This is a genomic window from Microcoleus sp. C2D2 (genome assembly GCF_036702495.1).
GTDB lineage: Bacteria > Cyanobacteriota > Cyanobacteriia > Cyanobacteriales > Microcoleaceae > Microcoleus.
Genome location: NZ_JAUBTO010000190.1, coordinates 1 through 12295, shown reverse-complemented (window position 1 = coordinate 12295; position 12295 = coordinate 1). Strand labels below are relative to the sequence as shown.

The 12295-nt window shown below is 44.7% G+C and carries 11 protein-coding genes; 6 read left to right on the top strand and 5 right to left on the bottom strand.

What is annotated here, in order from left to right:
- The first annotated feature begins 660 nt into the window (after positions 1-660).
- From QUB61_RS34270 to QUB61_RS34245, 6 genes are all read left to right on the top strand, one after another.
- Positions 661-1842 (top strand): ParM/StbA family protein, encoded by a 1182-nt coding sequence (locus QUB61_RS34270; protein ID WP_333135184.1) that lies wholly within the window; start codon positions 661-663, stop codon positions 1840-1842.
- Positions 1835-2314, top strand: a complete 480-nt coding sequence (locus QUB61_RS34265; RefSeq protein WP_333135182.1) for a hypothetical protein — start codon at positions 1835-1837, stop codon at positions 2312-2314. Before QUB61_RS34270 ends, QUB61_RS34265 begins: the two co-directional genes overlap by 8 nt.
- Positions 2315-2545: 231 nt before the next feature.
- Positions 2546-3358 (top strand): mobilization protein, encoded by an 813-nt coding sequence (locus tag QUB61_RS34260; protein ID WP_333135179.1) that lies wholly within the window; start codon positions 2546-2548, stop codon positions 3356-3358.
- Complete coding sequence (locus QUB61_RS34255) at positions 3355-4038, top strand: DUF6753 family protein (RefSeq protein WP_333135177.1); 684 nt, start codon at positions 3355-3357, stop codon at positions 4036-4038. The genes QUB61_RS34260 and QUB61_RS34255 overlap by 4 nt, the downstream gene beginning before the upstream one ends.
- 42 nt (positions 4039-4080) lie before the next feature.
- On the top strand, positions 4081-5460 hold the full coding sequence (locus QUB61_RS34250; protein WP_333135175.1) for an AAA family ATPase: 1380 nt from the start codon (positions 4081-4083) through the stop codon (positions 5458-5460).
- Positions 5457-6419 (top strand): DUF4435 domain-containing protein, encoded by a 963-nt coding sequence (locus tag QUB61_RS34245; RefSeq protein ID WP_333135173.1) that lies wholly within the window; start codon positions 5457-5459, stop codon positions 6417-6419. Before QUB61_RS34250 ends, QUB61_RS34245 begins: the two co-directional genes overlap by 4 nt.
- On the opposite strand, the gene QUB61_RS34240 is transcribed toward QUB61_RS34245, so the two are convergent.
- The 5 genes from QUB61_RS34240 to QUB61_RS34220 form a co-directional block, all read right to left on the bottom strand.
- Complete coding sequence (locus QUB61_RS34240; RefSeq protein WP_333135171.1) at positions 6387-7958, bottom strand: Eco57I restriction-modification methylase domain-containing protein; 1572 nt, start codon at positions 7956-7958, stop codon at positions 6387-6389. The two genes, QUB61_RS34245 and QUB61_RS34240, sit on opposite strands and share 33 nt — an antisense overlap.
- The gene (locus tag QUB61_RS34235) at positions 7955-8917 is read right to left on the bottom strand and encodes a XamI family restriction endonuclease (protein ID WP_333135169.1); all 963 of its coding nucleotides are present in this window, start codon (positions 8915-8917) and stop codon (positions 7955-7957) included. Before QUB61_RS34235 ends, QUB61_RS34240 begins: the two co-directional genes overlap by 4 nt.
- A 198-nt stretch (positions 8918-9115) precedes the next feature.
- Positions 9116-9850 carry a response regulator transcription factor gene (locus QUB61_RS34230; RefSeq protein WP_333135167.1) on the bottom strand — a complete coding sequence of 245 codons (735 nt, stop codon included), beginning with the start codon at positions 9848-9850 and terminating at the stop codon, positions 9116-9118.
- A 94-nt stretch (positions 9851-9944) separates the two neighbouring features.
- Complete coding sequence (locus QUB61_RS34225; protein ID WP_333135165.1) at positions 9945-11024, bottom strand: hybrid sensor histidine kinase/response regulator; 1080 nt, start codon at positions 11022-11024, stop codon at positions 9945-9947.
- Positions 11021-11635: a hypothetical protein gene (locus QUB61_RS34220; protein WP_333135163.1), complete on the bottom strand. Its 615-nt coding sequence runs from the start codon at positions 11633-11635 to the stop codon at positions 11021-11023. The genes QUB61_RS34225 and QUB61_RS34220 overlap by 4 nt, the downstream gene beginning before the upstream one ends.
- Positions 11636-12295: the final 660 nt, after the last annotated feature.

Here is a 12295-nt window from a genome sequence, read left to right as displayed (position 1 = left end):
GAGTGCCTCACCGTGAGTTTTTTGTACAACATACTTCCTGCTTTTTGTCAAGCTCTTTTACTGGACTGGCGCTCTAGGGCTTAGACTCAGGTTTGGCTGAATTCAACAGGCGTGGGAATTTCCAATGGAAAATTTTCCATTGTCACTGTGGCCCAGAGCCAGATTTGGCTGAACTTAACAGGCGTGGGAATTTCCAATAGACATCTGGGAAAATCAATGATGCGTGCTCTTCCACTTTTGCTTGCATACGCGATCGCCCTTGTCTCTACATCTTTTTTCGAGATGTCTGTCTAATGGAAAATTTTCCATTGAACAGCGACAGGCTGGCAGCAGCGCTCTCCTCTAACGGGGTGCTATCCCGTTAGAGAAAGCAGTTTGCACGCACCTCTGACACAGCTTGCTACCAAAAGCTCTGTCCCAGCCTAAGCCGTGAGTCCGATTTTTGTAGATGCTGGGATTCAGACAACAGGCTGAGGGAGGGAAGGTTTTAGGAGGGGTTAATAAGTAGTAAGTGCGTTTTAATCCTTGAATAGCTGTTGTTTTACAGCCTTCTTTTGAGGTGGCACGCTTGGCTTAGCGTAAGGGTTATTTCTGCACGTCCTTTCCGTACAGGGCTGTTTGTTTACCACTCTTGAAACTTCAATTAGGAAGACCTGCGATATGAGCGAAACTACTATCGAAACCATCTGGCCTCAAGCGATCGCGGCCTGCGATTACGGGGGGTCAGCTACCAAAATTCTTTACGCAGGGCCAAAGAATCAAATTCGACTGCTGTGCATGGAACCGGAGGTCGTATCTGTACCGCACGAATCAATTTTGGCTTATGGCAGAGACCAATTGGGGTCAGCCGAGCCTGAGAATACGGCTTGGGTTGCCTTTAGGAACGATTACAGGGCAGTAGGGTATTTGGCGAAAGAGAGGTTTCACGCCAATGCTGGCCTTTCGGAGCTTAAGTACGAGAGGGCGCTGCACAAAACTCTGGCTGGGATGTGGGCCATTAAGGAAAAGCTGAATTTGCCGGAGAAATTTACGGCGGCGATCGCCGTGTTGTTGCCACCGGGGGAATATGAAGACCGGGGGAGGTTCGAGCGGTTGCTGCGGGAAGCTTTAGCAGATTACCAAACTCCCACAGGTCAGATGAGCGTGGAATTGTTGGCGTTTAACTGCAAGCCAGAGGGGGGTGGCATTTACCTGATGCACAACAAGAAAGTCGGCTCTGTTTTGAAAGAGCGGGTGTGCGCGATCGCGATGATTGGCTACCGCAATGCTAGCCTGCTGGTGGCTCAGCGGGGAGATGTCAGGCCGGGAAAAACGAGCGATTTGGGCTTCATCCGCATGGTGGAGAGGGTGGTAGCTAGGACTTCAGGGCAGACTGCTGAGCGATTGACTCCAGCAATTGTAGCAGCGGGGGCTGAGTTCAAGGCAGCTCCTTTGATGCGGTTGGCTCGCAGTACGACTAAGCAAGGGCGAGCTGAAGAAGTGCAGCAGATGATAGCAGCAATCAAAGAGGCGCGGCCTGAGTATGCGCGGAGTCTGACCAGTTGGTTGGATGAGAATTTGCCGCCAGATTGCGATGAACTGGTGTTCTGCGGTGGGACGGCTGATTATCTCCGCAAGGAGTTAAACGAACATTACGATCGCTTCCCAATTATTTGGAATGCCGAAATTGCTATGCCACCTATTTTGTCAAAGAAAGGGTTTGAAAATCGGCTCAATGATGTCTATGGGATGTTTTCGTATTTCAAGGCCAATTTGAAAAAGCAGTTCAATTCTCAGGTCACAGAATCCGCTGTTTGTGGGTCAAAAGGTTCCGTTTTACAGGAGATAGTTGGTCGTGGCTAAGGAAAAAGAAAGGGTGGATTTTTTGTGGCGCTATCAGCCTTTAAAATCTACTGATGATGGAGTTTTGATGTCCTATATTAAAGGCAATTTATTGCTGCCTTCGAGAGAAATGATTCTCCAATCTCTGCGACCTTACTGGCTGCCGCTAGCATATCTGGAAAAAGAGAATATCGATCCAGTTATTTTAGGGCGGTTATTTAGAAATGCCGTCTATGCTCTGGAAAAGCACGCTCTCTATTTGCGCGAGCGAGGCGGGATTGAATATCCTCCTACTAATATAGGGGGAATGCCTATTTCCCAAATACCATCTTCGCGAGAAGTACCTGCTGGTATTGAGGAGGCAGACTGTTCTCTGCTTTACGGTGTGGAAAGCTTGACGCCTCTTAACCATTCCACTCGTAGCGGATTGACTGCGGATGACTTCTTTGAATTAGAGGGTGGCGAGGATTTTGATGATTCAGGATTCGCATGAATGAGATTCAATTATTGAGCGGAATTTGACCATAATTACCTCTGCAAATACAGGAATGCTAGTCATTGTATTGTATTTGCGAATTTAGTTAGATATTAGGCACATTTTCTTGCTGGTTGGGCAGTGATTAGCTATCCATACAAAGCAGAAATAAGTGTATTTGTGTTAGGAAATTAACCTGAAATAGGACAGTTTGACATGGCAAGTAGAAGTAGAAACTCGAAATATCAAGTGCAACTAACAGATTCTGTGGTTAAACAGGTAGATGAAGGAGGAGATTCAGGTATGGATACAGCGATAGAAAACTCGAATGGTTTCAAAGAGTGCGGGTTAGAGAAGGTTGAAAAACCTGCTACTAAAATTCATCTGATTGATGGAGAGAAAGGCGGGGTTGGCAAGAGCTTATTTGCTAGGGTTTTGATTCAGTATTTTTTGGACAATAATTTTCCATTTTTTGCCGTAGATACCGATCGCTCTAATCCTGATGTATCTCGAATCTATGAGAGCGTATGCCGTGAAGCTCTGTTTAGCGAGGATGAAAAGAAGTTTTACGAAGCGGATCGGATTTTTGAATTGGTGTTTGAGAAGAGCGTAATTGTCAATTTACCGGCTCAGGTTTATCCTTTGGTAACTAAGTGGATGGGAAGGAATAATTTAATTGAGTTGGGGAAGCAGTCTCGTATTAGTTTTTGCAAGTGGTTTATTTGTACGGGGGGCTACGATAGCGTGCAACTCTTTTTAAAGTCAGTTAAGCATTTTGATAATAAGATTGCTCACGTCCTTGTCCGTAATTTGGGATTGGAGGATGATTGGAGTTCGGTGGAAGAGATGGAGGAAGTGCAGAATGCGATTAAAAAGTATGAGGTGAAGGTGATTGATTTTCCTAAGTTTTATTCGCGGGAAAGGAATGCGATAGATGCTCAGGGAATAACTTTTGATTTGGCCAGGAATAGTCAGGAACTTGGGGTGTTGGGCCGGCAGCGAATTAAGTCGTTTATGTTGTCAGCTTACGAAGCGTTTGAAACTACGGGGATGTTGCCGTGAGTTATGGTGCTGTTGATACTAAATCTTTGCTGGATATTGCTTTAGAGGGGCAATCTGAGGAGTATCGGCGCAAAGTTTTGGAGTTGGCTTTTAAGGGGAAAATTGAGCCAACTGACCCGATTTTTCTGATTTTGTTGGCGACTGGCCGCTTGGAAGTGTTGATTCAAGAGAGTCCGAAACCGGAAGATTTTGAGTTAGCGTTCGATCGGTGGGTGGGGCGGATTAATAAGACTTTGGCAAGTTACGAGCGAGTGGCGGTTGAGAAGCAAGAGGGGCAAATTGCTGAGGCTGTGAATTCTCTGGTGCGTCAGACGGAATTGAGGAGGGTGGCGACTTCTGCGCGTTCTTTGGTGGTTGCGGCGGGTATTCTGTTGACGACTTTGGGTATAGGTGCTTTGATGGGATGGATGGGTTTACTTTGGTCGCAAGGAGGGTTTGCGCCGGGGGAACCGGTTCATTTGACTCAGGAGCAGGCGGAGGCTTTGCGGTGGGCGACTAGCGGGGAGGGGAAGTTTGCTCAGAATTTGATGAAGTGGAATTCGGATAGTCTGACTAATTTAGAGTGTAAGAAGGATGTCAAGCGTCTGGGGGTGACTTTGGAAGTGGCGGGAAGACCAGCTAATTCAGGATTTTGTACGATTTGGGTGGAACCTGTGGAAAAGCGTAAATTTAGGGATTGAACACTTGCACTTTATATACGATAGAGAGGCATTAATTTTAAAATGAGTGCAAACCTTGAGAGAATACAAATAAAGGGACTATACCAAACCAAAAAATCTATTGATGCTCGGATCAGAGATAACACTTTGATTCTTGTTGGTGAAAATGGATCTGGCAAAACCACTTTCCTTCGCATATTATTCAATCTCTTAGCAGGGCGTTGGCGCTCACTAAGCCTTTTTCGCTTTGAATCTGCTATTTTAACTATAGATGAAAAAGAAATAGAAATCTCTCATTCTGATATTAGCGCTTGGATGGACAAAATTAATAAGAGATCCTTACGCAAATTATCTTCCTCTTTACGGCAAAGAATTCTGATAGAAATCAGCGAATCTAATGAAGCTCTCAGAACACAGGAAAGTATTGAAAAAATTGCTAGATCGTATGGTATCCCAGTCGGTTATCTTCTCGAACAACTCAATTTTTTCGATGACGAAGATAATACATTTACAGAAAAAGTCAATCAAACCCTACAGGATATTATTAAGCAAATTGATGCTCAAGTTATTTATTTACCGACATACCGCCGAATTGAGCAAGAACTTGCAAGCGTAGTTGACTGGCTTGATCCTGATGATCTGCGTCGTCAAAAGATGCGACCATCAAAATCGAAGCGCGACAAAGCTTATATTGAACTTGTAGAGTTTGGTATGCAAGACGTTGAGGTTTCTATAGAGGAAGAATGTAATAGATTAAAGGAATTTCAAAGCAAAAATCTTGATATATTAACTCTTAGACATTTTGGTGACATAGTATCTTCAGCGTACCGAAGGGAGGATATTCAACAACAACTCGACAATTTGTCTGATCGTGAAATCAAATCTGTTCTTGATCGTGTGAATGAGTCTATTGTAGGTCAGAATCAACGTGATGAATGGTTTAAAGAAATCCAAGAAGCTAGAGGAAAAAAAGATAATCCCTCTGAGCGAGAGCAAATTATTGGTCACTATTTTCTCAAAATTCTTGATTTCCAGAAATCATTACAAGCTGAAGAGTCCAAAATAGCGACTTTCTGCAAAATTTGTTCAGAGTACATTTTGGATAAGGAGTTCGTCTACGATAGCACTTCTTTTAAGTTTTACATACGCCCAAAGTTTGAATATCATGCTGGAGAGTCAGTTCAACTAAGCGATTTATCCTCTGGAGAGAAGCAAATAGTTTCATTATTTAGCCATCTATACCTTTCAGGACAGTCACGCTACTTTGTGTTAATTGATGAACCAGAACTATCGCTCTCGGTTCCTTGGCAAAAACGATTCCTCGTTGATATACAAAAAGGAGATTTTTGTGCAGGTCTAGTAGCCGTTACTCATTCACCCTTTATCTATGATAACGAGCTAAAGCCTTACGCTCACTCTCTAGGGGAGTTTACGTCGCTATGACCAATATAAAGCCCTCAATGCTGGAGGTACACAATAAAGCCCTTAATGAGGTTGACGAGGCATATCATAACTTTCTATTGATGTATAAAAAAGATGCCCAGTGTGTTTATGGATTTGTTGAAGGTAAAGATGATCCAGCTTTCTATAGGTGCTTAATAGAAACTCAGCTACCTGAAGGATGGTCAGTTAAATTAATTCCATCTGGAAATAAGGACAAAGTATTACGCTCTTTCCAAAGCTTCAACTGGATTGATTACTCTAAGAATAGAATTTGCTTCTTCATTGATCGAGACTTGCAAGATTTCCTAAATCCACCACAACAGTTAGAAACTAATATATACATAACAGATGGTTACTCGATAGAAAATTCTATTTTAAAAGACCAAATACTTATGGGGGTGCTTTCTGACATTTATCAGATTACACAACTGACACTAGAAGAGGAGGAATCTATAAAACAGATTCTTCGGGAGAATGAGAATATATTTTTTGAAGCGATTATGCCCCTAATGGGGCAGATCCTACTGTGGAAACGATTAGGTGATAAGCCAAATTTGAATAATCTAGAGCTTGCTAAGATTTTCTCGTTCTCTCAAGCAAAACTTGTTCCTATTGAGCGAAATATTTTACTGCAAGAAGCAGCTAAACAAATTGGTTGTGATATTTGTGAAGACTATAAGATTACAGATGCAGAAAATGAAATTCGTAGCCATGACCGTTCGTGGGCTATGGTCCGTGGCAAGTACGTTTTTTGGTTTTTTGTAAAGCAGTGTGAAGCTATATGGGAATCTATTACAAGTTTGTTGCCCAGGTTTTCAATTAAGCCTAAGAAACGAATAGAGTGTGGGGTGAAAAATGCAATGGTTATCTTTGCTCCCCGTACTCGTCCTCCAGAAAGTTTGAAAGAATTTGTTAAACAAAACTATTTATCGTTTATTAATGAAGTAAGTAATTCCTGAGTCGGGTAAAAGCTCAAGAATCCTTTCAGCTAGAGCATTACCCAATTCCCTTGGCTCTAGCTTATGCAATCCACCCCCATATACACGCCCCTCACCCATCAGTGCCTCATCAGAAATGCGATCGAGCGCCTGCCACACCTCCTTAAGCAATTCTGGCTTCTCTAAAAGCACTTTGGCAAGAGCAGGTTTAGGATACAACATCAAGTAAACATTGGTAGCCGTCGCCATTGAATGATTCAAGATAAATCGAAAAGGTCTACCTCTACCAGTATCCTGACGGCCCATATAGGTGCAGAGGAACGGGGAAGGGGGACGCTTTTCCTGCGAATACCAGGGAGTACGATGCTTACACAGGTAGCGATCGCTAATTCCCTGCCTTACTCCCATCTGCAAATATTCCCAAAGCAACGGATACTTAGCTTTCACCTCCAAAGGGGGCAAATCGCACGATAGTAAGAATAGCCGACGATCGATAATCGGATTTCCCAAGCGATCGCCCTCAATCTCATCAACTGATAAGAGCCGGGGACTAGGCAAAACTGGCTTGAGAAATTCAAGGGGCAATTGGTATGCAGAAACTTGCTCTGGTGTCAACACAAAAAAATTGTTCGCTCCCGTCGCCAACCCCCGTTTAATAGTGAATAAGTCCTTAAGTTTCAACGGCTGCTCTTGAGAATTCACACTACCAGACATCAGCCCAAACTTAGTCCACTTAGCTGCACTGCGTAGCGACTCCACCGACATTATCAGCGACATTTTAGATGCTGTCAAACTCCCTCCATAGGTAAACTCAACAGCATGATTAGCAGGTGGCAAAGCTTTCTTAAACCAAACCACTGCTGACGTACAGAGTGCATCTTCAAACTGCGCGTCAGCAGCATCGAAACAGTGAATTCGCAGTAGGGTAACGCGATTTAGCAAGTAATCTTTAATTTGCCGTCCGTAATTCACATCCATAAATCCACTGGGAATCAGCCACCCCGCTAAGCCGCCAACAGCCATACTCGCATCCGCAATGCACAAGAAATGGCAGTAAAGACTAGCCAACTGACTGAGTTTGACTCCCGCTATTTGCTGTGCTAGCTGTTGCAGCCGCAGCTTTTCAATTCGGTTCAAATGATGGTGCCGGACATAGGGGGGATTGCAAATTACTAAGTTAGCTTTTGCGTCGTCAGAGTCAGGGGGTGTTGCCTGGGTAAAGTCAGCGATATTTAGATGTAGCGAAGTGTCACTCCAAAGCTTAATCGCTTCGTTCCCGTAATGGGGGTCAATTTCATAGCCGACTGCTTTAACAATCTGCGATCGCGGAAATTGCTGCAATAATGCCGAGTAAAAAGAACCTGTACCAAAAGCCGGGTCGAGAAAACGAATCTTAATGTCTGACGGCAACAGCATTGAAGCATATTTGAGGATATCTGCTGCCAATACAGGAGGCGTAGCAAACTGACCTAGCTTATTTCGCTGAGCCTGAGTTCTAGCTCCATCCAGTTGCGATTGCCGCAACATTCGTGCCAATTCAGTTTTCGCAGTTACATTCATATCCCGAACAGCCCCAAATCCTCAATCCGATGTTCCCAAACCCAATCAATTCCTTCGGCCGCTTCGTAACCCAAATAGCCACTGTCAAAGTAACCGCAAAGAAACAAAATAAAACGCACGTTATTGCCGTAGCTACTCCTCAATTGAGTCATTTTAATAGCTTCTTCCTTGCGTCGCTTATTGGGATTGGTATAGTCACCGGCAGATTTCGCTTCAATCAGTAACGGGAATTCACCAGGACTCGAATTAATTGGCGCGATCACAACGTCAATAGGGATATTAATTTGTTTGCTGCCGGACTGTAAAAGTACCGGGATATTGAGCCGAAACGAGAAAGTCCCAGGCTGCATGGTTTCAAAACTTAATCCGGCTCCTCCTCTAACATAGGAATAATCGCGCTGTTCCAACCATTGCTTAATCATAGCAAGCTGCCTTCGTTCTTGAGCGTTACGAACGATCGGGTCAGAAATAGCACCGCAAAGGCGATCGGCAACAATTGTCGCTGCTCTTTGAACTTCAGTCTCCATTGGCTGCTGTCCGCTTCCTAGCCAAGGAAAAATATCTTTGTCAAGTAGCCGTGCAATAATTTGACTGATTTTTGTTAGTTCAGCATCCAGAGTTGCAATGTCTGCCCGGGGCGGAATTCGTTGTTTCTCTTCCATATTTTTGACCAGGTTGGGCGACACTCCTGCTAAACCGATCAGGCGATCGCGCGCAATTGGCGGCGCTGCCGCCATGCGTAAAATGGGCAAAACCTCTGGATGCTGTCGCAATAATGCGGACGTGATGTTGGTCAGATTGGCTGTCTCTGCTAAGGCGGATTCAACTTGTTGAGTTGTAGCAATGCGAGTGTCGCGGTAGGCTTTTGGAGCGAACTGCATGAACCAATTGTTATAGAAGTCTACCGACAGGGCAATATCGGGTTTCCACAAGTGTGGTTTGTCGGCATTAACTGGCACTGCACCTCCTCTAATCGCGACCCTGGTCTATAGCAATCCTAAATCATTTGTGAATTTCTTACTCCCTCCCCAAGGCATCGGGGAGGGTCGGGGTGGGGTAAAATTTTTACGACTCCTGCAAGGATTGCTATAGATAGCTTAGATTGCTCGGAACGTCTCTGTTGTATTATCCACCAAGCGGTTGCTCTTGAAACGGATTTAGTCAACTAAACCCGCGCGAAGGGCTCTGACAGCAGCTTGAGTGCGATCGTCGCAAGACAGCTTATTAAGGATATTACGCACATGAGTTTTCACAGTACCGAGGGAAATGTATAGCTGCTTGCAAATTTCCTCATTACTGCAACCTTCGACAATCAGCGCTATAACCTCTTTTTCTCGTTCTGTTAAAGGGTTTGCCATTAACAACTGACTGTACTCTGGCTCAACTCCATTGATTGACACAGTGGAAATGGGGGCTTTGTTAACAGCTTCCTTGAAAGGGTTATTCATGCGAGCCAAAACGATTCTAGCAATTGAAGAATCGATCCAGTTTTCGCCAGCATTTGTCTCAACAACAGCTTCCACTAATTTTTCAAAACTGACATCTTTCATGCAGTAAGAGTCGGCTCCCGCTGCAAAAGCTGCCAGCACTGATTCCTCGTTATCCTGCATCGTCAAAATCAACACTTTCGGTTGGTTATCTACGCTTGGGGCTTTGGAAGTTTGTACGTATTCTTTGAATCTTTTTGTCAATTCAATCCCATCTACCAACCCCGGTAGTCCGATATCAACGATCGCTACATCAGGCCGGGTTTTCTCCAGTAAAGTTATCCCTTGCAGACCGTTAGCTGCCTCTCCGATAAATTCGAGTTCTTCGCAGTCTTCTAAAGCTGCTTTGATTCCAGCCCTTGTCAGGTGGTGGTCTTCAATTAAGGCAACGCTAATTTTATTCATGGTTGGTTTATTCAAAAAAAGGACAATTGTAATTCAGTGGCACGAGTGTGCCCAAAATAGAACGTATGCGCTCTTTTGTATCCAAACAAGATTTTTAGAGCGAGATAGGGAGACGTACAGTAAATGTGCTGCCTAGACCCACTGTTGATGCCACGTCAATACTGCCAGAGTGGGCTTCTACAATCCGGTGAGACAAGTGCAGCCCCAGGCCGCAACCTGCTCTAGCATGGTTTCCGGGGCGGAATCGTTCAAACAGCGAAGCTTGTTCTGAGGCTCTGATGCCGGGGCCGGTGTCTTCCACGGTAATATTTACCGACTTGGCATCTGGACGAACAACGATTTTCACACAACCAAAATCGGTGAATTTAATGGCATTTCCCACTAAGTTGGTGATGACTCGGCGGAGTTCGAGGCGATCGCCTTCAATCCTTAGTGGTTGCGGGTCAGAGTCGTCGAAAGTTAGGACAAGTCCTTTATCAATAGCCACAGCCTCCTGTTCCTTAACGACTTCTTTGACCAGTTTTTTGAGGTCAAAGGGGGCGCGCACCAGAGTTTTGCAACCAGATTCAAATCGGTGAACTTCCAGTAAAGTATTGACCAACGAAAGCAAATTTTGGTTACTGCTGCCGATGGTTGCGATCGCCTCTACCGCTTGAACGGGCAGTTCACCAAATTTCCCTCTTTGGAGTAGGGTCAGCATTCTATCAGCGCCGACTAGGGGAATCCGCAAGTCGTGGGTAAGACGAGCCACAAAATCCTCTCGCGCCTTTGTCACTTCCTGCATGGCATCTATACTATGTTTGAGCCGGAGGAGGCTACGGACGCGAGCCAGCAACTCATTTACTTGGATGGGCTTGCAAACGAAATCGTCAGCCCCCAAGTCGAGTCCATCTGCTATGGTTGTTGAGTTGTCAGCCGCAATTAACAGGATGGGGATAAAGGGAAGTTGAGGATTTGAGCGAATTCTGTAAGTCACTTCGTAACCGTCTACTTCTGGCATCATTACATCCAACAGGAGTAAATCTGGGGGCGACTCCTCAACTAAAGCTAAAGCATCAAGTCCGCTAGAACTTGTACTGACGCAGTAGCCTTCTTCGGAGAGGATAGCCTGCATAATAAATAAGTTGTCAGTCGTATCATCAACCGCCAAGATTTTACTGCGTTTATCTCTCATTGCCCTGGATTTCTCTCCCGCCTCCACCCAAAGCTTACGAACGAGTCCATATCTTCTGACTCAGCCTTTTGGCGGATAAAACTTAAAAACTGTTGATAATCTTGAAGCTGCTTGGATTCTTCCAACTTTCGCTGCTTTCTGATTCGCAACAAGTAGTCTTTGAGGCGAGCGTACCGCCATCCAACATGGAACCCCAGATCGTAGATTTGAGGGATTTTCGGATTCGCGGTCGCGTTGAGTAAGGTTTGTGCGACGTTTGGCGAGCCAACGTCTGAAATTGTTCTCCTGCTTTTTTTTCCATCCCTGCAACCTTTCCAAAACTCTTGCCTGCTAGTTGAAGTGTGGATGGAAATCTTGTACTCTTGCAGCGTCGTTTCAAGCCAATCTAAGTCTTGTTTTCTGTCGTTTGAGAGCGAATCGTTGGGCTGATACTTGTTCCAAGCGCGGGCTAAAGCATTTAGCGACTTTTGAAAATCTGCCAAAAAACAGTCTAACACGGTTTGATACTTTGCCGGCGGTAAAAGTCGGCTGTGGTTTGAAAGAGTGTGACTTTGTGGCATAACTGTCAACATAAGCCAAACAGAGTTTGAGTTTGCTTTTTTCGGTTTCATTTCTATGTCTCTAACCTATCAACTGCCAAGCTCGATCGAATTCTACCTAAAAGCTGATTTCTTATTCACTGTCGCAAAGTTAATAATTTCTCCTTCACTGCCACTCTTGGTTAGAATTATTAGCGTGCGCGACTTTTATTTTTACAGAAATAGTTTTTCCGTCCCGCGCGCGATCGCCTGTATCAGACCGATTGCCAAAAAAGAATGTTCTCTCGATTAACCCAGCATCCTTGACAAAAACTTAAACTTTGCCTCCCAACAGCCAGCGCAGAAATAATATCCAGCCCTGTAATCCGCGCGATCGCGCCGCTCGCCCGAAGTATAGCTAGGGACTAGGGGAGCTCATACTAGGGACTAGGGAAAAAACGAACTATAATCAATGGTTTCAGGAACTTGGAATATCCTAACCGCGTTGTCGTTTGCTGTATGAAAGCGGGAGCTAGAAGTCGCATATTTAATTCCTCAGAAGTGTCCGAACGCTTCTGTCTTTGAATGGGTACGACCACCCCTTCAATGCCGGAACTTCTTCTCTCGAATCCGGTTGCACGGATTAGGCAGAATGTGGCATTGCCCTTGTTTTTTCGTAATTGCTCAACCCCCTTGACAAGAAGACGAGATAGACATTAGATCAAGGAATGGAAAAACTCCCCGACTTAAAGC